Origin of the sequence: Marinobacter alkalisoli (assembly GCF_045449795.1) — a bacterium.
In the GTDB taxonomy this organism is placed as follows: Bacteria; Pseudomonadota; Gammaproteobacteria; order Pseudomonadales; family Oleiphilaceae; genus Marinobacter.
The window spans coordinates 174,411-197,262 of record NZ_JBJJLB010000025.1 but is presented as its reverse complement, the minus strand read 5'-3'; the positions used below and the strand labels follow the sequence as shown (position 1 = coordinate 197,262).

General features: G+C 59.1%; 21 protein-coding genes. 7 read left to right on the top strand and 14 right to left on the bottom strand.

From position 1 onward, the window contains the following. Positions 1 to 52 precede the first annotated feature (52 nt). Both ACJO3M_RS12665 and ACJO3M_RS12660 read right to left on the bottom strand, forming a co-directional pair. Positions 53 to 1,228 carry a type III PLP-dependent enzyme gene (locus tag ACJO3M_RS12665; RefSeq protein ID WP_407001715.1) on the bottom strand — a complete coding sequence of 392 codons (1,176 nt, stop codon included), beginning with the start codon at positions 1,226 to 1,228 and terminating at the stop codon, positions 53 to 55. A gap of 165 nt (positions 1,229 to 1,393) precedes the next feature. After that, positions 1,394 to 2,212, bottom strand: a complete 819-nt coding sequence (locus tag ACJO3M_RS12660; protein ID WP_407001714.1) for an ATP-grasp domain-containing protein — start codon at positions 2,210 to 2,212, stop codon at positions 1,394 to 1,396. Between the two features lie 157 nt (positions 2,213 to 2,369). On the opposite strand from ACJO3M_RS12660, the gene ACJO3M_RS12655 reads away from it, so the two are divergent. Further along, positions 2,370 to 2,738, top strand: a complete 369-nt coding sequence (locus ACJO3M_RS12655; RefSeq protein WP_407001713.1) for a DUF6746 family protein — start codon at positions 2,370 to 2,372, stop codon at positions 2,736 to 2,738. Between the two features lie 67 nt (positions 2,739 to 2,805). On the opposite strand, the gene hrpB is transcribed toward ACJO3M_RS12655, so the two are convergent. The 7 genes from hrpB to ACJO3M_RS12620 form a co-directional block, all read right to left on the bottom strand. After that, the gene (gene hrpB, locus ACJO3M_RS12650; protein WP_407001712.1) at positions 2,806 to 5,277 is read right to left on the bottom strand and encodes an ATP-dependent helicase HrpB; all 2,472 of its coding nucleotides are present in this window, start codon (positions 5,275 to 5,277) and stop codon (positions 2,806 to 2,808) included. 259 nt (positions 5,278 to 5,536) lie between these two features. After that, positions 5,537 to 6,727: a YbfB/YjiJ family MFS transporter gene (locus tag ACJO3M_RS12645; protein ID WP_407001711.1), complete on the bottom strand. Its 1,191-nt coding sequence runs from the start codon at positions 6,725 to 6,727 to the stop codon at positions 5,537 to 5,539. A 79-nt stretch (positions 6,728 to 6,806) separates the two neighbouring features. Continuing rightward, positions 6,807 to 7,469 carry an SCO family protein gene (locus ACJO3M_RS12640; protein ID WP_407001710.1) on the bottom strand — a complete coding sequence of 221 codons (663 nt, stop codon included), beginning with the start codon at positions 7,467 to 7,469 and terminating at the stop codon, positions 6,807 to 6,809. A 21-nt stretch (positions 7,470 to 7,490) separates the two neighbouring features. Beyond that, positions 7,491 to 8,411, bottom strand: a complete 921-nt coding sequence (gene cyoE, locus ACJO3M_RS12635) for a heme o synthase (protein WP_407001709.1) — start codon at positions 8,409 to 8,411, stop codon at positions 7,491 to 7,493. Beyond that, a complete protein-coding gene (locus ACJO3M_RS12630) occupies positions 8,408 to 9,466 on the bottom strand; it encodes a COX15/CtaA family protein (protein ID WP_407001721.1) in 1,059 nt (352 codons plus the stop codon). The genes cyoE and ACJO3M_RS12630 overlap by 4 nt, the downstream gene beginning before the upstream one ends. A gap of 81 nt (positions 9,467 to 9,547) precedes the next feature. Further along, positions 9,548 to 10,195 carry a redox-active disulfide-containing membrane protein gene (locus ACJO3M_RS12625; protein ID WP_407001708.1) on the bottom strand — a complete coding sequence of 216 codons (648 nt, stop codon included), beginning with the start codon at positions 10,193 to 10,195 and terminating at the stop codon, positions 9,548 to 9,550. After that, positions 10,176 to 10,916, bottom strand: coding sequence for an SURF1 family protein (locus tag ACJO3M_RS12620; RefSeq protein ID WP_407001707.1), 741 nt, complete (start codon positions 10,914 to 10,916; stop codon positions 10,176 to 10,178). The genes ACJO3M_RS12625 and ACJO3M_RS12620 overlap by 20 nt, the downstream gene beginning before the upstream one ends. Before the next feature lie 50 nt (positions 10,917 to 10,966). On the opposite strand from ACJO3M_RS12620, the gene ACJO3M_RS12615 reads away from it, so the two are divergent. After that, positions 10,967 to 11,170 carry a twin transmembrane helix small protein gene (locus ACJO3M_RS12615; protein ID WP_406989802.1) on the top strand — a complete coding sequence of 68 codons (204 nt, stop codon included), beginning with the start codon at positions 10,967 to 10,969 and terminating at the stop codon, positions 11,168 to 11,170. Positions 11,171 to 11,177: 7 nt separating this feature from the next. Here ACJO3M_RS12615 and ACJO3M_RS12610 read toward each other — a convergent pair whose 3' ends face one another. The 3 genes from ACJO3M_RS12610 to coxB all read right to left on the bottom strand — a co-directional run bounded on the left by ACJO3M_RS12610 (position 11,178) and on the right by coxB (position 14,898). Further along, positions 11,178 to 12,065, bottom strand: coding sequence for a cytochrome c oxidase subunit 3 (locus tag ACJO3M_RS12610; protein ID WP_407001706.1), 888 nt, complete (start codon positions 12,063 to 12,065; stop codon positions 11,178 to 11,180). A 71-nt stretch (positions 12,066 to 12,136) separates the two neighbouring features. Next, on the bottom strand, positions 12,137 to 13,720 hold the full coding sequence (gene ctaD, locus ACJO3M_RS12605) for a cytochrome c oxidase subunit I (RefSeq protein WP_407001705.1): 1,584 nt from the start codon (positions 13,718 to 13,720) through the stop codon (positions 12,137 to 12,139). A 53-nt stretch (positions 13,721 to 13,773) separates the two neighbouring features. Next, positions 13,774 to 14,898 (bottom strand): cytochrome c oxidase subunit II, encoded by a 1,125-nt coding sequence (gene coxB / locus ACJO3M_RS12600; RefSeq protein ID WP_407001704.1) that lies wholly within the window; start codon positions 14,896 to 14,898, stop codon positions 13,774 to 13,776. A gap of 260 nt (positions 14,899 to 15,158) precedes the next feature. Here coxB and ACJO3M_RS12595 point away from each other — a divergent pair, with 260 nt between their 5' ends. The 3 genes from ACJO3M_RS12595 (at position 15,159) to ACJO3M_RS12585 (ending at position 17,722) form a co-directional block, all read left to right on the top strand. After that, positions 15,159 to 16,430 carry an MATE family efflux transporter gene (locus tag ACJO3M_RS12595; protein ID WP_407001703.1) on the top strand — a complete coding sequence of 424 codons (1,272 nt, stop codon included), beginning with the start codon at positions 15,159 to 15,161 and terminating at the stop codon, positions 16,428 to 16,430. Positions 16,431 to 16,628: 198 nt separating this feature from the next. Continuing rightward, a complete protein-coding gene (locus tag ACJO3M_RS12590; protein WP_406989810.1) occupies positions 16,629 to 17,276 on the top strand; it encodes a hypothetical protein in 648 nt (215 codons plus the stop codon). A gap of 59 nt (positions 17,277 to 17,335) precedes the next feature. After that, complete coding sequence (locus ACJO3M_RS12585) at positions 17,336 to 17,722, top strand: DoxX family protein (protein ID WP_407001702.1); 387 nt, start codon at positions 17,336 to 17,338, stop codon at positions 17,720 to 17,722. On the opposite strand, the gene ACJO3M_RS12580 is transcribed toward ACJO3M_RS12585, so the two are convergent. After that, a complete protein-coding gene (locus ACJO3M_RS12580) occupies positions 17,667 to 19,487 on the bottom strand; it encodes a sensor domain-containing diguanylate cyclase (protein WP_407001701.1) in 1,821 nt (606 codons plus the stop codon). The two genes, ACJO3M_RS12585 and ACJO3M_RS12580, sit on opposite strands and share 56 nt — an antisense overlap. A gap of 158 nt (positions 19,488 to 19,645) precedes the next feature. On the opposite strand from ACJO3M_RS12580, the gene ACJO3M_RS12575 reads away from it, so the two are divergent. Continuing rightward, positions 19,646 to 19,876: a DUF1653 domain-containing protein gene (locus tag ACJO3M_RS12575; protein WP_407001700.1), complete on the top strand. Its 231-nt coding sequence runs from the start codon at positions 19,646 to 19,648 to the stop codon at positions 19,874 to 19,876. Positions 19,877 to 19,989: 113 nt separating this feature from the next. Then, positions 19,990 to 21,312, top strand: a complete 1,323-nt coding sequence (locus ACJO3M_RS12570) for a Na+/H+ antiporter family protein (RefSeq protein WP_407001699.1) — start codon at positions 19,990 to 19,992, stop codon at positions 21,310 to 21,312. Here ACJO3M_RS12570 and ACJO3M_RS12565 read toward each other — a convergent pair. Beyond that, the gene (locus ACJO3M_RS12565) at positions 21,309 to 22,847 is read right to left on the bottom strand and encodes a polyamine aminopropyltransferase (protein ID WP_407001698.1); all 1,539 of its coding nucleotides are present in this window, start codon (positions 22,845 to 22,847) and stop codon (positions 21,309 to 21,311) included. The two genes, ACJO3M_RS12570 and ACJO3M_RS12565, sit on opposite strands and share 4 nt — an antisense overlap. Positions 22,848 to 22,852: the final 5 nt, after the last annotated feature.

Here is a 22,852-nt window from a genome sequence, read left to right as displayed (position 1 = left end):
CGAGTTATTTTTCCCAGAGGAAAGACACCCCACCCCGCGGCCAGACTCCCGGTTAGATGTAATAGTCCTTCAACGGAGGGAAACCATTGAACTCCACAGCGCTGTAGGTCGTTGTGTAGGCACCCGTAGACAACCAATACATCCGGTCGCCAATCGCCAGATTCAGTGGCAACGGATACTTGTGATGCTCATACATGATATCCGCGCTGTCGCAGGTGGGGCCGGCGATCACGCAGTCTTCGCCTTCACCGGTTTTTTCTGTCCAGATCGGGAACTTGATGGACTCGTCGAGCGTCTCGATCAGGCCCGAAAACTTGCCCACATCCGTGAACACCCAGCGGTGCAGGGCGGTACGTGATTTACGGGAAATCAGCACGACTTCACTCACCAGCACTCCGGCGTTGGAAATCAACGAACGGCCAGGCTCAATAATAATTTCCGGCAGATTGTCACCAAAGTCTTCATGGAGAAAACGGGCGATTTCTTCCGCGTATACTTTCAGCTCGTTCGTGCGAGTAATATAGTTGGCCGGGAAACCACCACCCATGTTGATCATCTTCAGTTCGATGCCGTCTTCTTCCTTCAGGCGTTCAAAGATGACCTTTACCTTACCCAGAGCGGCGTCCCAGGCGCCGATTTCACGCTGTTGGGAACCCACGTGGAAAGACACACCATAGGGCACCAGTCCCAGATCGCGGGCCAGAATCAGCAGATCGATGGCCATGTCGGTCTGGCAGCCAAACTTGCGGGACAGGGGCCAATCCGCCGTCAGCGTGCCCTCGGTGAGGATACGCACATATATCTTCGAGCCCGGGGCGGCCTTGGCAATGTTGCGCAGGTCGGCTTCGGAGTCGGTAGCAAACAGCCGCACACCTTTCTCGTAGAAGGTGCGAATGTCCTTCGCCTTCTTGATGGTGTTGCCGTAGCTGATGCGGTCACCGGTCACACCCAGTGCCATCACCTTGTCCAGCTCATACACCGAGGCGATGTCGAAACACGCGCCCTTGTCACGCAGCATGGTCAGAATCTGCGGGGCAGGGTTGGCCTTCACCGCGTAGTAGACCCTGGCGTAAGGGAAACCTTCCACCAACTCGTCGTACTGACGGTCAACGGTGGCGGTGTCGATCACTACAAAGGGGGTCTCCCTGATATCGGCAAAGGCCTTGATACGGGCAAAAGTCTCGGCATCGTAGTAATCGGCGAGATGAGCGTTGGCAGACTCGGTCATGGATGGTGTTTCCCTCCAGCGGGCAAACAGGCATAAAAAAAGCACCACAGCAACGCTGCAGCACCCGTTAATAGCGCGATCATCGGGCTTTTCCCCGGGTCCGGATATGAGCATATCTACCCATAGGGATCAGCCACCCCGCCGACGCAAAAGCCTACCCCGAAACTACACCGCAATCGGCCAAAGTGGTGCTGGCCCGGTGGGCCCGTCAGGGTCCTCGGGTTCAGCGTGACGTTGCAGGTAGTCCAGAATGGCAGCCTTCAGATCTTTCCCCGGACCCAGTCCCTGGTTGCCAAATAACCTGTTGAACTCAAGTACGTAGGGATATCCCTCCACCAGGGCAATATCGAAACCAGCATGGTCCACATCCAGTTCCCTCGCCAGCCGAAGGGCCAGATCAGTCGCCACGGACGGGACCGGGCCGTTATCAATACGCCCGCCCCGTGACACATTGTTGTAGAAGCCTTGATCCGCCTGGGTTCGCCAGTAAGCAGACACCACCCTGTCCCCGACAATGACCACCCGCACATCCCTGTCGATCGGCAGATATTCCTGGGCGTACAACACAGGGGTCCGCTCGCAATAGCGCTGCCAGTCCGCCCGACTCTCAATCAACCACACGCCTTCCCCCATACTGGCCTTCGGTAACTTGGCAACAAAGGGCAATGCCATGGCATCCCAAACCGTCTGCTGTTCCTCGGGGCCGTTGGCCTCAATCAGTGTCCATGGCGTGTGCTCTGGAGCCACCACCTGGAAGGCACGAGTCATCTCTACCTTGTCGTGGCCGATGCGGTAACTGGCAACACTGGGAAATACCCGGCATTTCAAGCCATGAACCAGCGCATTCAACTGCCAGTATTCGGGGAACAGAACCCAGTCTGCGTCTCTGAGCAGTTCCTTGTGAGCCAGGAGCTGTTCGGGCTTGAGGGTTTTGGTGTCCGGGAAACCCAGGGTGCGGAATATATCGAAGGAAACCAGTTTCATGTGGGTTGGGTGCATGGTTGAGTTGGTCGCATTTTATACAGCGTTTCTTGCCCGCCACCAAGCCAAAACTGACAGAAATCATTGCCATCCACTAAAACTTACCCTAATCTTTAACGCGAACAATTATCATTAACGATATCGACAAGGAGAAAGTGATATGAAAAAACAAACCCTGGCACTGCTCACCTGTGCTGCCCTGACTTTTCCGGTGGCCTCGTTTGCTGACGAGGTTGAACACTTCGAAGGCAAGCAATCGGCCACGCTCGAAGCAGCGGTGGCCAACTTTTCGAAGTACAACAAAAAGCTGGAAACGATCCTCAAGGGCGAACTGACCCCGGAAGCCATGAACGAAGTTCACCAGCTTACCTACACGCTGGAAAATGCCCTTGGCAAAATCAATGAGGAATTTGACGGGCTGGCGGTCACCCTGGAAGAAATCCATCTTGCCTCGGAACGCGCTGATACCGAAGGCGTTGCCAGCAATGGTGAAGCCTATCTGGAAACCAGCCGCACGGTGATAGAGTAACCTTGCGGACAACCGACACTTGCGCTGCCGAAGCATGTAGCTCCGGAGTCTCTGGTTACGGGCAGAATCAGCGAGCAGGGCGTTTTTTCGTTCCCTGACTCGCCTCAGCAGCGAGCGGGTCTTCCGGCCATGGGTGTTTGGGGTAGCGTCCGCGCATGTCCTTGCGAACCTCCGGATAGGCGTTTTGCCAGAAGCTGGCCAGATCCGCGGTGACGGCCAGCGGGCGTTGCGCCGGGGAGAGCAGGTGGATAACCACAGGCACCCGGCCACCGGCCACTTTCGGGGTTTCGGTCCAGCCGAACAGGGCCTGGAGCTTGGCCGCCAGCACTGGCCCGTTTTCCGCCATGTAGTCCAGTGAAACCGACTGGCCTGTGGGAATAGTGAGGCGCGTTGGCGCCAGATCCTCCAGCACCTGCTGTTGCTGGTAATCCAGAAGGCTGGCGAGGGCCTGCTTCAGATTGAGCTTTTCCAGATCACGCCAGCGGTTCATCCCCGCCAGGAAAGGGCCAAGCCAGGTTTCCAGATTCTCCAGCAGCCAGCCTTCGCTGACGTCCGGCCAATCACCAGGGAAACACCGTGCCAGCATGGCAACCCGGGCGAGCCACTGTTCCGCCGTCGGTGTCCAGGGCAGGCTTCTGAGCCCCTTTTTACGCACGGCCGCCAGCAGCCCCTGTTGCACCAGTTCCGGGGATGGGGCCGGCAAGGCCGTTTCTTCCAGTACCAGTTGCCCCAGCTTTTTGACACGGCGGGCCACCACGGTTCCGCGGCTGTCATCCCAGACCGCTTCGTCCCGTTCATGGATGTGAGTGGCCAGATCCTGTTCCAGGAGCGCTGGATCAACCGGTGCGGCAAGGTAGATCGTGGCTTCCCTGGCTTTGCCATCCAGCTCGGCCGTTGCCAACCACGGGTAACGGGCCAACGGGTCGTCGTCACGGAGGACAGCGCCCCGGCCATTACTGAGCTGATAACGCGCGGCATCACCACGCCGTTTACGGGCCACCCGGTCAGGGTAGGCCAGCGCCAGCAGGCGCCCCACCTCGTCATCGGTGGGCATAACGTCGGGGCGGTCCAGACCAGATGCCAACCGCGACACCGACTTGCCAATGGCTTTCACCCTCGCCACATCAACACCATGACCACGGCCCCGAAGTATCCGGACCCGCTCCTGCATATCCGCCCCCGCCGATCGTCCGGCCAGATCCCGCTCTCCCAGCAAAGCCGCCAGCTCTGCCGCAAGGTAGCCATGGCCAATATCGCAGCCGCGAAGAATCATGTGGGCCAGCCGGGGATGAATCCCCATATCCCGGGCAGCCTTGCCATGTTCGGTGATCCCGCCGTCTGCATCCAGCATGTCCAGCCATTGCAGCAGTGCCACCGCCTGCTGCCAGTGTGCCGCCGGCGGCAGATCAATCCACTCCAGCTGGCCCGGAGAGCGTGCGCCCCACTGGGCGAGTTCCAGTACCAGTGGCGCCAGATCCGCTTCCTGTATTTCCGGCGGCGTGAAATCCGCCAGGCCGAATTGCTCGGATTCACTCCACAGCCGATAACACACTCCCGGCTCCAGACGCCCGGCGCGGCCCTTGCGTTGCTCGGCAGAGGCCTTGGAAACCCGACCGGTCACCAGCCGGGTCATGCCGCTATTGGGATCAAACACGGCGCGGCGCTGCTGGCCGCTGTCGATCACCACACGAATGCCGTCGATAGTCAGGCTGGTCTCGGCAATCGCGGTGGCCAGCGCCACTTTGCGTTGTCCCTCCGCAGCTGGCGCAATTGCGCGGTCCTGCTCGTCGGACTTGAGATTGCCGTACAGCGGTGCAATCACTACGTGCTCCGGCACCTGCCCCCGCAATTGCTGCTCCACGCGCCGGATCTCACCCGCCCCGGGCAGGAACACCAGTAACGAACCACCCTGATCCCGCAAGGCTTCATGGATCACACCGGTGATCTGATCCGCAATCCGGGCGTTCCTTGGCAATGGCCGATACAGCACATCAACGTCGAACGCCCGCCCCTCGCTGGTGATCACAGGCACGCCCCCCAATACCCGGGCAAGGGGCGCGGTATCCAGCGTCGCCGACATCACCAGCACCCGCAGGTCCTCCCGCAACGCCTGCTGGGATTCCCGCACCAGCGCAAGCCCCAGATCCGCCTGCAGGGACCGCTCATGGAATTCGTCAAACAGGACGGCGGCATAGTCCTCCAGCATCGGGTCGTTCTGGATCAGCCGGGTCAGGATACCTTCTGTCACCACTTCAATGCGGGTTTGCGCCGACACCCGGGTATCCAGCCGCGTCCGGTACCCGACGGTCTGCCCCGGCTTCTCCCCGAGCTGGCCAGCCATAAACCGTGCCGCTGACCGTGCCGCCAACCGCCTGGGTTCCAGCATCAGGATCCTGCGGTCCTCCCGCCAGGGTGCTTCCAGTAATGCCAGGGGCACACGGGTGGTCTTGCCCGCGCCCGGTGGGGCCTGTAACAGGGCGGTGGTGGAGTTCGCCAGGGTTCGGGTTAGCTCTGGGAGGATTTGGTCTATGGGGAGCATGCTTTCTGCTTTGTACAGGACTGTGATGTTTGGGGGAGGGCACGGGGGTGATATCTATTTTTTGGCGGAAAAGAACTCGCTTCGCTCAGACACCTTTGTCCGCCAAAAAATAGATATCACCCCCATACCCAGCTGTAACTCCAGTTGTCGTTTTCAACATACCATGGTTAGGCTTGGGTTTGGCCGGAAGAGGCTTTTAGAACCCCCTCCACCCCGATCAATCCCCACAACCAACAGTCCTGAAAAGAACCAATCACCCCTACTCCGACCGAGGCACAAAAAACACAAAAACCAGCCCAAAGAGCAGAGCCGCCACGCCAATGCCGAACGCACTGACCAGGGTGCCACCGCCATCCAGCCACTGTTTGGTCAGCCATGGGCCGACCATCTGGGTGAAGCCATAGAGTGCCACCATGGCCGCGGAGAGTCGGGGGCCCTGGTGGGGATGGAGCGCGCGGCCGATGCGTTGGGTCAGCAATACGGTGCCGAGGAAGGTGCCGCCGACCAGTGCGGCACACAGGATCAGGCCAATCTCGCTGGGCAGAACGACAGCCGCCAGGACACCGATCAGTTGGATCAGGAAGTTTAGTTTGAGGGCCGGCAGGTCGCCGATACGGGCCCCGAGTTTGTTCCAGATCCAGGGGCCGGGAATGGTGGCCAACGCGACAATCAGCCAGGTACCGTTCAGCAACCAGTGGCCGGCGGACAACTCCACTTTCGCCAGTAACGGCAGGAACGTCATCGGCAGGATGTAGCCAAGACCCGCGCCAGCGTAGGACAGGAACAGCGGGATACTGGCTCGATCGAACAGGGGGCTGGTGGTGACTGCGTGAGTGTTGTTTTCCTGCTGGCGAACCGGTACGTCCAGTTTCATCAGGCGTGCCGCCCCCCACCAGGCCAGGGGGACCGATAACAGCGCGGCTGGCCACCAGCGCTGAGCGCCCTCAAGCCAGTCGGCACTGCCGGTCACCACACCACTGGACAGCAGCAGGCCGAAGCCGACGCCGATGTAGACCAGTCCGCTCATGGAGGCGCGATTGCGCAATACCAGCCATTCCAGGATCAGTGCCGGCGCCTGCACAAAGACGATGCCGTTGGCCACGCCGTTCAGCCAGCGGGCACCGGAGATAACGGTGAGGTGGTCGGTCTGGGTGACGATCAGGGTGGTGGCGACATGCACGGCCAGCGAGACCGGCAGCAGGATGCGGATCTGATCTATGCGATGCCAGCGAATCGCCACCATGGCGCCCATCAGGTAGCCGAGGTAGTTCCAGGTTGCGACGGCGGCCCCTTCTGCGGCACCGAACTGGCCATCGTCCACCAGGTAAGGGAGCAACGGCGTGTAAATAAACCGGCCCAGACCATGAACAACCAGAAGAACCACCGCACCAGCGGCCAGTACCGAAAACAGTTCCCGCGGTGAAGTGCAGCTCTGGCGAGAAACAGACATAGCAGACATCCCTGAAAAAACAGGGCGGTAGTTTAAGCCACTTGGGCAATGAAGTCAGTGGAAGCTATGGGGAGAGCTGTCAGCTCGCCCGGGGATGATTGGCCTTCGCCCACTCGTAGATCCGTTCGAACGCCTCTGCCAGGTCTTCGGGATCGTGCGGCGGCTGAATGACCGCGATCATTTCACCATCGGGATTCAGCAAGGCGAAATGGCCGCTGTGATCCACCAGCAGTTCGCCGTCTACATCCCGGTGGACGAACACTGCATTGAGGCTCTTGGCAAGCGCCCGCAAGGTGTCCAGATCGCCGGTCAGGCCGTGGAAGTTGTCGCCGAAGAAGCCAACGTAGTCCTTCAACTGCTCTGGGGTGTCATGTTCGGGGTCTGCGCTGATTAGCAGGTACTCCGGCTGGGGCAGGTCATCCGACAGCAGGCTGTCGGTCCGCCGCAGGTTGGCCATGGCGGCCGGGCAGATGTCGGGGCAATTGGTGTAGCCGACAAAGGCGAAAGTCCAGCGTCCTTTCAGGCTGTCACGGGTTACTGTGTCACCGTTTTCATTCAACAGTTCGAATTCGGACAGGGGACGGCCCTGGTCGTATACGTAGGTATTGAGCTCAGCAAGTTCGGGCGCGGGGGCCGGTTCCTGCTCACCGCCCAGAAATGCCTGCCGCGCGACCACCAGACCGAAGATCAGCACCACAATCAGCAGCAGGGCAATCAGGGTCAGGCGAATCGAGCGGTTCATGCAGTCTCCGGTGCAGGCGAATCAGAAGAATACGAAGTGGTCTACCAGCAATACCACAAACAGGGCCATCAGATAGGTGATGGAATACTTGAAGGTCTTGAGGGCAACCCGGCGATCATCCCCCCGCAGCAAGCGGATGGAATACTGCAGGAAACGCAAGCCCAGTGCCAGTGCGCCCACAAGATAGATACCTCCGGACATACCGGTAACGAACGGCAACAGGCTGACCGCCAGCAGCATGAACGTGTAGAGCACGATGTGCAGCTCGGTGTACTTGTTCCCGTGGGTCACCGGCAGCATGGGAATACCAGCCTTGGCGTATTCCTCTTTGCGATGGATGGCCAGGGCCCAGAAATGCGGTGGTGTCCAGGCGAAGATGATCAGCACCAGCAACAGGGCGTGACCTTCGACCTGGCCGGTCACGGCTGTCCAGCCCAGCAGTGGCGGCATCGCACCGGCAAGGCCGCCGATCACGATGTTCTGGGGTGTTGCCCGCTTGAGGAACAGGGTATAAACACCGGCGTACCCGACCAGGGACGCGAGGGTCAGCCAGGCCGTCAGGGCATTGACCTGCCACATCAGGATGCCCATGCCGGCGGCTGCCAGCAGGGTCGCAAAAACCATGGCGTCCACCGGACTGATCTTACCGGTAGCGACCGGACGCTTGCGGGTGCGCGCCATCACCGTGTCGATCTTCTGGTCTACCACATGGTTGACCACTGCCGCGGCGCCCGCCAGCAACGCGATGCCCAGGTTGCCGTATAGCAGGACCTCCCAGCCAGGCACACCCGGCGCCGCCAGCAGCATGCCAATCACCGAGGTCAGAATCATCAGCGCAACGACCCGGGGCTTGGTCAGCTCCAGGAAATCCCGCCAGGAAATGGATGCGTCTGTCTGTGTCTCTGCGCTATGGGCCGGCAGTGGTTTCACATGCTCGCTCATGCCGTCACCTCTCGATTGATTGTTGTTGTGTGTGGACTGCTTTCAGCGTTTGCTTGCGGGTGTTCGTGCAGGCGCCACAGCAGGTTAATCACCGCCAGTAGCAAGCCCGCCCCCATTGCGTTATGAGCAACCGCAATAGAGAGTGGAATATGGAAGGCCACATTGGCAAGCCCAAGGGTCACCTGGGCCGCCAACACAATAGCGACCAGTTGGACGTGCCAGGCCATGCCGGTATGGCGGGTTCGCCGCCACATCAGGCCCAGCAGCAAGGCAAAGTAGCCGAGCACCAGTATCGCGCCCAGGCGGTGAGTGAAATGAATGGCCACGCGGCCATCGGCTGTCAGTTGCCCCCCCAGATAGTTGGGACCCACGTGCTGGGCAATGTCAAAGCCGTGCTGGAAATCCATGTCCGCTGGCCACCATTCCCCCTGGCAGGTCGGCAGCTCCGGGCATGCCACGGCAGCGTAGTTGGCCGCCGTCCAGGCGCCGAGGGCAATCTGCAGTATGACCAGGGCAAGGCCACCGTATAACCACGGCCGGAAACGGTTAAGGGTCGGTCGTGAGGGGCCGAGGCCCGATATCTCCTTATGTCTCGCTCGCAAGCGTAGAGTCAACAGGGTCAGGGCGCTGAGTGTGGTAAAGCCACCCAGCAAGTGCAGTGCTACAACCTGGGGCCACAGCTTCAGGGTAACGGTCCACATCCCGAACGCACCCTGCAGTACGATAAAGGCGGCAATAAACAACGGCAGTTTCACCGGCAGGCCTTCCCGGCGATGACGAATGGCATAGCCCGCCAGCCCGAACACCACCAACCCGAGGGTGCCGGCAGCGTACCGATGAATCATCTCTGGCCAGCCCTTGGCCACGTCTACCGGCGTCTCCGGGAAACGGGCATTGGCAATGGCGATACTCTCGGCACTCTGCGGCACCGCCAGGAAGCCATAACAGCCGGGCCAGTCAGGACAACCGAGGCCGGCGTCCACCAGCCGGGTCCAGGCTCCCAACATGATAACCACCACCGCGAGCAATGTTGCGAACAATGACCAATGCCCCATATGACGGGCACGATTTGACGAGGGGTGCGGTGACAAGCTGGCCTTGGGCTGGAGCAAGTTCAGTTTCCTCCGGGCATCGGGTTAACCAATCTGGGACAGCTTCATCAGATGCTTGAGATCCTTGAGCATGTCCTTCCCTGAATGTTCGTTGCCGTAATGCATCATGACGTTGCCGAAGGGATCCACCAGCAGGATTCGCGGCTCCTGATCCGGCCGGACACCCGCAGGCCAGGCCGGGGCCCGGTCCCCTTGTGATTGCAACCGCTCCATGGCGCTGTATTCTTCAGTCCAGCGACGCTCCAGCTCCGCAGGCACGGTTCCGAGAAATGCCGCCCTGGACAGGCGATTAGCGTTTTTACCGAGAGCGATGTTCACCTGCCTGGCCAGGTAAAGCAGATTTTCACAGTCTTCCGCGCAATTACCGGCAACCACCATCATCATCCATTCGGCGTCAGCCCGTTCGGGGCCGAACCATTCAGCCAGCGGCTGGCCATCGGAGGTTTGCATGTGGAGTTCGGTGACCGGCACCACGGGCTTTACCAGCTCACCATTGTTGGTATGCCCCGTGGGATTCAACCAGCCGGTGTAGTACATGATGGTGGCAAACACCATGGGGCCGAAACCAATGGCGAACAGCAGCAGGGCTGTGCGCCGGCCACGGCGAACCTGTTCGGGCGTGGGGCCTCCGGATTGCTGATCGGATTCCCGGTTAGCCATTGTCGTTGTCATTATTGGCTCCTGTCTTTCGGTAACTCGCTACCACCGTCAATATAACCAGTGCAACGGCCAGTGAAAACCACTGAAATGCATATCCGTAATGGGTTTGTGGCCCCATCAGGTCCGGCTCCCAGTCGGCCCGGTAGGCGCCCGGCTGCTCCCGGCCCGACAACTTGACCACCAACGATGCCACATCCGGCTCCTGCTCACTGGCAAGTGACTCCGGAAGGGCCTGCACACGCCGCGGCCAACCGTCAAGCTGTTCACGGCTGTCGGCCAGCACCGGAGGCACGGGAAATGCGCCCATACGGCCACGTATTTCCACTTCCCCGACCGGGATGCTTACATCCGGCAGGCTTGTCCGGGTTCGCGGCGCCTCTATCCAGCCCCGGTTGACCACCACCGGTGGTCCGTCGTCCGGATAAAACAGAGTCAGCACCTCATACCCGGGAGCCCCATCCCGCGTACGGTTGTCCAGCAGCCAGGTAGTGTCGCTGTAATGTCCCCGCAGTGTCACCGGGCGCCCCGGCGTCAACCCCCTGGATGTCTGCTCGGACCAGCCAAGGTCTTCCGCCTGCTGGTCCCATTGTTCTAGCTGCAGCTGCTTTTCTTCCGCCCGCCCGAGTTGCCAGATCCCCAGGCCGATCAGAACCGGCAGAAAGAGCCCGGCAAACAACAGTAGCCGCCAGTCAAAATGCCATTGGCGACGCTCGGAAGAACCGGTATCAGACATGCTCTGCTATAGTGGCCTCAGAATAAACACAATCAGAAACGGGAAACCCCATGCTGAAAGCAGTTGTAATCATACTCATGCTGGCTGTCATCTTTAGTCTGTTCAGCGGGCTGTTCTTTTTGCTCAAGGACGGCGGTAAAACCAACCGGGTGGTGAACTCACTTGCGGTGCGGGTGGCGCTGAGTGTGTTGCTACTGTTGGTGATTGTGATTTCCCTGTGGCAAGGGAGCCTGGTGCTGAACCCGACTCCCTGAGGCCACCTCAGATAACGTACACGAAGACAAACAGGCACAGCCAGACAACATCCACAAAGTGCCAGTACCAGGCGGCCGCCTCAAATCCGAAATGTTTCTCGGCAGTGAAGTGGCCCTTGTGAATGCGGATCAGCATGATGGCCAGCATCAACGTCCCGAGCATGACGTGCGCACCATGGAAGCCGGTCAGCATGAAGAACGTACTGCCGTAAATGCCGGATTGCAGCGTCAGGTCCAGATCCTGATAGGCGTGAGCGTACTCATAGCCCTGAACAAACATGAACACCACAGCCAGGGCGATGGTAGCCGCGAGCCAGAGTTTGATCTTCTTGCGATGATCTTCTTTCAGCGCGTGATGCGCCACTGTGACCGTAAAGGACGAGGTGACCAGCAGGATGGTGTTGATCAGCGGCAGCCCCCAGGGCCCAATCACTTCCCTGGGCCCGGGAAAGGCCTCGGGGTCCGGGTTATTGATCAGCGGCCAGGTCGCCTGGAAACCTTCCCACAGCATGTTACTGCTGCCTCTGTCGCCTTCCCCGCCCAACCAGGGCACCGCAAACACCCGCGCATAGAACAGGGCGCCGAAGAAAGCGGCGAAGAACATGACTTCCGAGAAGATAAACCAGCTCATACCCCAGCGAAACGACCGATCCATTTGCGGGCTGTACAGGCCTGAACGGCTTTCCTTGATCACACTCCCGAACCAGCCGAACAGCATGTAGGCCATGATCAGGGCGCCGATGAGAAACAGGACCCAGGAACCGGTGGTCGATTCCCCCTGCTTGCCATTCACCATGATTGCGGCAACGCCGTACAGGGTTACCCCAAGACCAACCGTTGCAATGATCGGCCACTTACTCTGTTCGGGCACGTAATAGGTCTGGTTTTCCGCCATGACAATCTCCGATGGCTTATCCGTTATCGATTGTTGTTGTCCTGATCCGATAATTGCCTACCGGCTCTGTCCTACTTCACTTCCGGTGGCGTCGAGAAGGTGTGGTAAGGCGCCGGCGAAGGCACCGTCCACTCCAGCCCTTCGGCACCGTCCCAGGGCTTGGCGGAGGCTTTCTCGCCGCCCTTGATGCACTTCACCACAATCAGCAGGAACAACAGCTGCGTGGCGCCGAACATGAACGCGCCCACGCTGGACACCATGTTGAAGTCGGCAAACTGCAGGGCATAATCCGGAATCCGCCGCGGCATGCCCGCCAGTCCGAGGAAGTGCATGGGGAAGAACGCCAGGTTCATACCGATAAACGACAGCCAGAAGTGAGTCTTGGCCAGGGTTTCATCGTACATGTGGCCAGTCCACTTGGGCAGCCAGAAATAGGCCGAGGCGAAAATACCGAAAATGGCACCGGGCACCAGTACGTAGTGGAAGTGAGCCACCACGAAGTAGGTGTCATGGTACTGGAAGTCCGCCGGTGCAATCGCCAGCATCAGGCCGGAGAATCCGCCGATGGTGAACAGGATGACGAAGGCCACGGCAAACAGCATCGGAGCCTCGAAACTCAGAGCGCCACGGAACATGGTGGCCACCCAGTTGAACACCTTCACCCCGGTGGGCACAGCGATCAGCATGGTGGCGTACATGAAGAACAGCTGGCCGGCGATAGGGATACCCACGGTGAACATGTGGTGAGCCCAGACCACGAACGACAGCAGGGCGATGGCACCCACCGCGTATACCATGGAGGCGTAACCGAACAGCGGCTTGCGTGAGAACGCCGGAATGATGTGCGACACCGCCCCGAACGCCGGCAGGATCATGATGTAGACCTCGGGGTGCCCGAAGAACCAGAATACATGCTGGAACAGTACCGGATCACCACCACCGGAGGCATCAAAGAAGCTGGTGCCGAAGTTGATGTCCATCAGCATCATGGTAACCACGCCCGCCAGCACCGGCATCACGGCGATCAGCAGGAAAGCGGTGATCAGCCAGGTCCAGACGAACAGCGGCATCTTCATCAGGGTCATGCCCGGCGCCCGCAGGTTGAGAATGGTGGCGATGACGTTGATGGCGCCCATGATCGAGGAAATCCCCATGATATGGACGGCGAAAATAAAGAAAGTGGTACTCGGCGGACCGTACGTCGTCGATAGCGGCGCGTAGAAGGTCCAGCCGAAGTTGGGGGCGCCACCGGACATAAACAGCGTGGACACCAGGATCAGGAACGCACACGGCAGCAGCCAGAAGCTCCAGTTGTTCATCCGCGGCAGCGCCATGTCGGGTGCGCCAATCATCAGCGGCAGCATCCAGTTGGCCAGCCCCACGAAGGCCGGCATAACCGCACCGAACACCATGATCAGGCCGTGCATGGTGGTCATCTGGTTAAAGAATTCCGGCTCGACAATCTGCAGGCCGGGCTGGAACAGCTCGGCGCGGATAACCATGGCCATGGTGCCGCCGAGCAGGAACATGGCAAAACTAAAGATCAGGTACATGGACCCGATGTCTTTGTGGTTGGTCGTCAGCAACCACCGGCTGAAGCCTTTGGCCGGGCCGTGATGATGATCCTGGGCGTGGGTATCTGCAACCGCACTCATGAAAAACCCCCGTTACCGCCTTGTTATTCTGGCTGGTGATGTTATTTGGCGAATCATTCCTGATTCTTGTACTCAAAGACTTCTTTCGGCGTGATCATTTCGCCGGTGTTGTTACCCCAGGCATTTCGCTCGTAGGTAATCACCGCGGCCAGATCCACTTCGCTCAGCTGGCCGCCGAAAGCCTGCATGGCGGTACCGGAAACACCGTTAACCACGATATCCAGGTGTGCGTCCATGTCTTCAAGTACCACCTGACTGCCCTTCAGAGCCGGGAAGGCCGGAGGCGCGCCGCTGCCGTCTGCCTGGTGGCAGGAAGCACAGGCACTGGCGTAGGCTGTCTCGCCACGCTCCATCAACTCTTCCAGGGTCCAGTCTTTCTCAGTCAGCTCGCGCTCACGCTCGGCGGCTTCGCGTTGCTCAGCCACCCATTCGTCGTACTCTTCCTGAGGTACCGCCTTGACCACCACCGGCATGAAGCCATGGTCCTTGCCGCACAATTCAGTGCACTGGCCACGGTAAATACCCGGCTCGTCCACGCGGGTCCAGGTTTCGTTGATAAAACCGGGGATGGCATCTTTCTTGACGCCAAATGCAGGCACCCACCATGAATGGATAACATCATTGGCGGTCAACAGCAGGCGCACTTTGGCGCCTACCGGAACCACCATCGGGTTATCCACGTCCAGCAGATAATTCTCGCTCTTGGTGGTGCGGTTGTAGATCTCATCCTTGCTGGTCGACATGTTGGAGAAGAAGCCAAAGTCTTCTTCGATGTAGTCATACTTCCAGCGCCACTGGTACCCCGTCACCTTGATGTCCACCTCGGACTCGGTGGTGTCATACATATCCACCAGCGTTGCCGTCGCCGGAATGGCCATAACAACAAGGATCACGAACGGAATGATGGTCCAGAGGATTTCCACCAGGGTGTTTTCATGGAAGTTGGCCGGCTTGTAGCCCTGGGACTTACGGTGGGCAAAGATGGACCAGAACATCACCCCGAATACCACGATGCCGATGACAACGCATATCCAGAGGATGGTCATGTGAAGGCTGAAAATTTCGTTACTGGTGCCGGTAACCCCGGGGGCCATGTTCAATGTCCAGTCCGCCATGGACCAGGCGGGGAACAAAAGGCCGCCCAAAAGGGCACCTGCCCGCTTAGCGTGCACGCGCATACTGTGTCTCCACAGAGTGTTATTCTTGTCGGATTTTGCGTCCAATCCCTCTGTTCTGACGGAGCTCGCACACACCTGTCAGGCCAGAGTGGAAGTCTGCTTATGGATAACTCAGGATTGAGTATAGACACAGATCCGGAAAAAGCTAAACACCGACTAAACCCAAACGTTATAACCCTGGAATATTGATAATTAAATCGAATATAAGTCGTTTTCTGTCCACCACGGACCGGCGCTTATGGGCGCTGGCCTGGCCGCTGATGCTGACCAATCTCACCGTTCCCCTCCTGGGACTGGTGGATACCGCCGTGCTTGGCCACCTGGAAAGCCCCGAGTACCTCGGCGCCGTTGCCATTGGCGCCAACCTGTTCAGCATTCTGTACTGGACGTTCGGTTTCATGCGCATGGGCACCACCGGGCTTGCCGCGCAAGCCTGGGGCAAACGCGATGAGTTTACCCAGATCGCACTGCTGGTCAGGTCCATCATCCTCGCGGTCGGCATTGGCCTGCTGCTTATCGTTTTCCACAAGCCCCTGATCAGCATCGGCCTGACTCTGATGAATCCCAGTGAGCGGGTTGCGGAGCTGGCTGCCGATTACGTCGCCATCAGAATCTGGAGCGCGCCGGCGGTATTGTGCCAGTACACCCTGGTGGGTTGGCTGATCGGTACCCAGTTTCCCCGGGCGCCAATGATCATGCTGATTGTGGCGAACAGCCTGAATATTGTGCTCGACATACTGTTCGTGACGGTTCTGGGCTGGAACAGCCAGGGGGTCGCCGCAGCAACGGTCTTCGCCGAATACTCCGCCACTCTCATTGGTATCCGCCTGGTGCTGCTGAGGATGCCGGCGGGGCTGTCGTTCAGCCGTGCCCTGCTGGGGCAGTTGGCGGACTATCTGCGCATACTCCAGGTCAACCGCTACATCATGGTCCGCACCATAGCGCTGCTGCTGGTGCTGGCCTTTTTCACCGCCCAGGGCGCGCGCCAGGGTGATACCATCCTGGCCGCCAACGCGGTGCTGCTCACCTTTCTGTTGATTATTTCCAATGGCCTGGACGGCTTTGCCAATGCCGCCGAGGCGCTGATTGGCGAAGCGGTGGGCAAGGGAAGCCGGCGTCGCTTCCGGATGATTTTCCTGACGGCGCTGCGTTGGTCCCTGTGGGGAGCGCTGCTGTTCACCATCGCATTCGTACTGGGCGGACGCTGGCTGATCAGCCTGCTGACCGGCATCGAAGCGGTCCGGACCACGGCGGGGCACTATCTGCCCTGGCTCTGGATGCTGCCGTTCGCCGCCATCTGGGGCTACCTTCTGGATGGCGTGTTTATCGGCGCTACCCGCACCCGGGACATGCAAAACACCATGCTGTTTTCGGCTCTGGCGGTGTTCCTTCCGGTGTGGTGGCTGACCACCGGCTGGGGCAATCATGGCCTCTGGTTCTCGCTGATCTGCCTGATGCTGGCCCGCGCCGCGACGATGGGCTGGTTGTTCCTTTCCCATACCCGGCACGATCGCTGGTTTGAGAAACCCTAGCGTTCCAACAGAGCAAACATTAAATGGCCGGATTTTCATGATGGGCCGGAAGCAGGTCAAAAAATCTCGACTACAATTGTCGTAAACGGCAGGCTTGTTGCGGTAGCCAGCCCCTGCTTACCTGCCTCCAGCGACCCCTAGCGAATAACGGGAGGCGCCTTGCGACCTCAATTCGTTCAGACACCGGCAACTCCTGAAATGACACCACAGGCAGTCCTAGACATTATTGATCAGGCACGACGGCAGGAAGCCCACTCCGGCACTTTTCTCCGGCAACTGGGAGAGAAGGCGTCGTCGCTGCCTGCGACCATCACCATTGAGGGCTACCAACCAGCCACCTGTCTGTTTCAGTTTGCCGTGGAATACATCGAGATGGCTCCCCGGCTGATTGAGTGCGTCGATGCCTGCGCCCGGGAAGCCGGAAAATCAGACCTGTTTGCCCCGTTTATTGATGCCGCAACCCGTTATTTCACCCAGCCTTCGGTGCTGCTCGTTCGCTATGACGGCCTGGACGGGTTGCTTATCCGGGCCTATCTCTGCCATCGCCTGATGGAAGAAATGTACGAAAACAACCGCTCTATTCGCGCCAGCGATCTGGTGGATATCGAGGCAACCCAAGCCAATCTGCTGGTTCATCAACTGATTGGCGAGCCCTTCGCCAACGAACTGGACGATGCCATTACCCTGACGGTATTGCAGATTGCCGGCACCCCTGACTACTACGAACTCAATCTGGATCCCTTCGTCGAGCACGCACAAAACGCCGCCTGGGACTGGATGCGGCAGTACTGGGAAAACCTCCTGGTAAGAAACCACATTCGTTTCTCTCTGGGCAACGGCCTCTGATTGCGGTTAATCTAGCACCTTCCTGAATCCTACCCCATGCTTACCTGACGGAGGTTCCCTTGCTGGATAACGCTGACCTTGGAAAACTGATTATTCGCCTGACGCTGGGCGGACTGATGCTGTTTCACGGCATTTCGAAACTGATTCACGGTACCGGTTTCATCGAAGGCCAGCTGGCCAGCCATGGAATTCCGGCATTGTTCGCCTATGGTGTGTTTATCGGTGAGCTGATCGGGCCGCTGATGGTGATTCTGGGCTACCAGACCCGCATCGGCGCCCTGTTGATTGCCTTCAACATGCTGGTGGCCATTGCCCTGGTGCATGGCCATGAGCTGCTGGCCCTCGGTAGCAGTGGTGGCTGGGCGCTTGAGCTGCAGGGTTTCTTCCTGTTTACCGCGATTGCCCTGATTTTTCTCGGCCCGGGCCGCTACAAGCTGAAGAACTGAACCACTGCACTACCCGGTTACGACCGGATTCCTTGGCCTGATAGAGCGCTTCATCCGCTTGCCGGATGAGCGCCTCAGGCTCCACGCCGGGGTCTGGCGTCATGGTGGCAACCCCAACACTCACGGTCAGGCTGACCGGGCTGGCACCCTCAGCGGCATAGACCGGCGTCCGCGCAATGATCATCCGTAACCGCTCGGCCACGCTCCGGGCCCCCTGTTCGGGGGTCGCCGGCAGTAACACACTGAATTCCTCGCCACCGTAACGGGCCAGCAGATCACCCGAGCGCTGGATTTCATCCGCACACAGCTGGGCCACACGGATCAGGCAATCATCTCCCACCAGGTGTCCAAGCTGGTCGTTGACCAGTTTGAAATGGTCGATGTCCAGCAACAACAGTGACAATGGATGACCTTGCCGAGCCGCACGACTCCACTCCACCGCCAGCTTTTCATCAAAACGCCGCCGGTTGGCTACCTGGGTGAGACCATCGGTGAGCGAAATAGCCTTGAGCTGCTCGTTCGCCTGCTCCAGTGCCTCGGTGCGCTCCTGCACCCGCGCCTCCAGGGTCTGGTTGGCCTGGCGCTGAACCGCCAGCGCATGCTCCTGCGCCTGCTGCCGCCGCTGCCTCTCGAGGCTGATGCGGTAGGCCAGGGCAAAGGACAACAGGATAACCTCCATCGCCACCCCCAGCTGCGGGGCAAATTCAGTCACAAAACTGCGGGGCAGGTACCCCAGTTTGCTGACTGCAAGAATCAGATTCCCCATCAACAGGGGTGTCCAGGCCAGGACATAAAACCCCGCCAGCACCTGCCCCTTGCGCCAGATCCATAACCCCAAAATCCAGGCCGCCGGCGTGATCACTGCGCCAAACACACTGACCACCACAATTCCGTGCTGGTAAGGACCGAACAGGCCATAGAAAAACGCCAGTACCGCCAGCCCAACCATCATCTGGGCCGCACGGAACAGCAACGGGCTGTATCGCTTCAACGCCAGGAAACTTATGGTAAACACGGTGGCAAAGGCGATATTGAGGGCAATCACCGGCGCGGTGAAATAGCGGTTCATGGCCGGCCAGTCAGGCCACAGCCACTGGAACATCAGACCATGGAGGTGAAGCTGCACCATCGCTGCCGCCACCACCGTGAGTACGTACCAGAGATAGGTGGGATGCCGGACAATCACGAAGACAAACAGGTTGTACAACGCCATCGCCAGCATGATGCCCAGAAAGACGGCCTGCCAGCCGTATGATAACTGCTCCTCTTTCAGGAACTGCCCCGAGGGAACAATCCGGACCGGAATCTGCACCGCCCCCTGGGTTCTTATCCTGACGTAGGCTGTGACGGGCTCGGTGTTCGAAGGCACCAGGAACACAAAGTTGCGATGGTGAATCGGGCGGCTGTCAAACGCCCATTGGTCGCCGGTGCGGTGCTGCTCAATCAACTGACCGTCCAGCTCCCAGAATACCGACACGTCATCAAGCAGGGGATAACCGATTTCCAGCAGTCGGTTTACCGGCTCCGGCGGTACCTGGACTTTTAGCCAGAACCCGCCACTGCTGAACCCCAGATTAAGGATGTCCGGGGGCGTAAACGGTTGCCACTGCCCGGTGGGCAATGTCCGCACTTCCTCCACCGTCAGCGCGGCACTGTCATCCTCCAGCCATGCAAATGCAGCGGTCTCCGCTCTCAGGCCGCCGGAGCCTGTCAGTGTCAGTACCAGGATCAGCCATTGGCAGAGATGCAATGCATAGTGGTTCATAAACGGATATCCGGCACCCGGTTCAGTGATTCTGCACGACAGAACGGGGTAGTAAGCCCCTTATGCATCCTTGCCAGATTGGTGATAAGTTTAGACGGTTACCGGGAGAACTTCTCCTGCCGGTAACATAAACCGCACAAAACACCCGGAGACCAGACATGACCGAGAGAAAAACGGAGATAAAGCCGGGTCGCTACCGCCATTACAAAGGCAAGGACTATCAGGTCATCGATATTGCCCGCCACAGCGAGACCGAGGAAAAACTGGTGGTTTACCGGTGCCTGTATGGCGATTTCAGCCTCTGGGTAAGACCCCTGTCCATGTTCCAGGAAACCGTCGAAGTTGCCGGCGAACAGGTACCCCGTTTTTCCTGGGTCAGTGAGAACTGACTTCCACCCGGATTTTTGACTGCGGCGATGATTTCCTGCACATTAGCGCGCTTTCCCGAACCGGCTACCCGTAAGCGGTAGCGAGAGCCATAGAATTACGCCCGGAGTTTGCCATGAATGCCGTTGTCGCCGCGGTCGCCATCATGCTCGTCCTGAGTTTGTGCCGCATCCACGTTGTTGTCGCCCTGATCATCGGCGCCGTTGCCGGCGGCCTGATCGCCGGTTTGCCCCTGGAAGCCACCATCGAGGCCTTCAATAATGGTCTTGGCGGCGGAGCCACCGTCGCACTGTCCTACGCAACTCTCGGCGCGTTTGCCGTCGCCATCGGCAAGTCCGGCCTTGCTCACGCCCTGGCAGACAAGGCCCTGGCACTGGTGGGCAAACAGGACGATGGCAAGGCCGTCGGCGGCATCCGCTTCCTGATCGTGGGTCTGCTGCTGGCCATTGCCATCTCGTCCCAGAATATCCTGCCGATCCACATTGCGTTCATTCCGCTGGTGGTACCGCCCCTGCTGTACGTGATGGCCAAACTGAACATGGACCGCCGCCTGGTCGCCTGCGTGCTGACCTTCGGCCTGATCACCCCGTACATGTTCCTGCCGATCGGTTTCGGCGGCATCTATCTGAACGAAATTCTGCTGGCTAACGTCGGTGACAACGGCGTCGATGCTTCCGAACTGAACGTCATGTCCGCCATGGCGCTGCCGGCCCTGGGCATGCTCTGCGGTCTGCTGGTGGCGGTGTTCTTCAGCTACCGGGGCGACCGCAAATACAACATGGACACCATCGAGAAAACCGAGCGGGTCGACATCCAGTACAACGGCCGCACCCTGTCCATGGCACTGATTGCGATTGTCACCGCGTTCGTGGTCCAGCTCTGGCTGGGCTCCATGATCCTCGGCGCGCTGGCCGGTTTCGTGCTCTTCAACGTGTCCGGAGTGGTCAAATGGAAAGAAGCGGACGATCTGTTCACCGAAGGCATGAAGATGCTGGCAATGATCGGCTTCATCATGATCGCCGCCTCCGGCTTTGCCGAAGTCATGCGCGAAACCGGCGAAATCGCCACCCTGGTGGAAAGCTCGGTCGCTACCATCGGAGACAACAAGGCCATGGCCGCCTTCCTGATGCTGGTGGTGGGCCTGCTGATCACCATGGGCATCGGCTCCTCGTTCTCCACCATCCCCATCATCGCAGCCCTGTACGTACCCCTGGCCCTGGAAATGGGCTTCAGCCCCCTGGCCATTGTGGCCCTGGTCGGCACCGCCGGCGCCCTGGGTGACGCCGGTTCCCCGGCCTCTGACTCTACCCTCGGCCCCACCGCCGGCCTCAACGTCGACGGCCAGCACAACCACATCTGGGACACCGTTGTTCCCACGTTCCTGCACTACAACCTGCCGTTGCTCGGTTTTGGTTGGTTGGCGGCTATGGTGCTTTAATGCCAGTAGGACCAGCCCTTGAGGTAGTATTCATGAACGGCGGGCTGGTCCAGCGAGCTGACGCGAATGTCCTTCACAGGCTGCACATCTTTCTCAAAAGTCAGCGCCTCGTCCAAGACGGATCTGTCAAGGTACCGTGTGGACACATCGATGGGCCGTGGCACCAGCGGGCGGCTTTCGGCACTGGCGTACACAAATCCCCAGTCGCCAAAGGACGGCACCTGGACGTGGTAAGGAGTCACTGCGTCAAAACCGGCAGCGTCTATTGAAGACACAATGGACCAAAAGGCATCCGTTGCGAAATAAGGGCTGGTGGCCTGGGTCGTAAAGATACCGTTCGGCGCCAGATTATGGCGTACCAGACGATAGAATTCCCTACTGTAAAGCCGGGCAATGGACACGTTGTTGGGATCCGGGAGGTCCGCAAGGATAACGTCGAACGGCTCCCGGTTCTCATCCAGATAAACCATGGCATCTTGGGAAACAATGGTCACACGATCATCGCTGAGGCTCCCTTCATTTATCGCTACCAACCGGGCATCGTTTGCCGCCAAATCAACCACTGCCGGGTCCAGATCCACCAGGGTAATCTGCTCTATATCCGGGTACTTGAGGAGCTCTCTCACCGCCAGTCCATCTCCCGCCCCAAGCAGTAGGACGCGGGAAGGGTGCGGATGCTGGGACAAGGGGGCATGAACCAGGGACTCATGGTAGCGATACTCATCCACCGACGAAAACTGTAGGTTGCCGTTCAGGAAGAGCCTCAGATCGTCCTTGTACTGAGTAAGTACAATGGTCTGGTAAGGGGTCTGCTGCCTGTGTACAACGCGGTCGCTATACAAAGAGCTCGACCAGTGATCCAGCAACCCCTTTGAGAAGATCAGCATGACCGCAAGAAAAGCCGTAACCACGAAGCCTGACCACCCCAGAACCCGTTTTCTGGGCAGATCCAACTGTGGCGCAAAATACCAGAGGTTGAGCAATCCCAGGGCAATGTTCAGAAGTCCGAAAATCAGAGACGACTGAAAAACCCCCATGAACGGCACTACCAGGAAAGGAAAGGCCAACGTCGCCAGCAAAGCCCCAAGATAGTCTAGCGACAGGACATTGGAAAGGTTCCTGGCCAGAACATCCTGATGCTCGAGGATGCGCGTCAGCAACGGAACTTCCAACCCGGTCAGCGTCCCCACCAGCACAATCAGCAGCACCATCACCGGCTGGATCAGATCCGTATAGGCATAAGCCAGATACATGAACGGAACGCACAGCCCACCGATAACCCCCAGGAGCAGCTCAACGCCGATAAACGCTGCCAGCAGGTTCCCCTTGATCCAACGGGACGCCCACGACCCCAACCCCATGGCGGCCATATAGATGCCGATGGTCAGAGAAAATTGTCGAACACTGTCACCCAGGAAATAAGATGCCGTGGTGCTGATCAGGAGTTCATAGATGATCGAGCACAGGCCGGCAATCAGGATTGAACCGATCAGCACCTGTTTCTGGCGGGAAAGATTGGCCTCAACGACTGTCATGACCG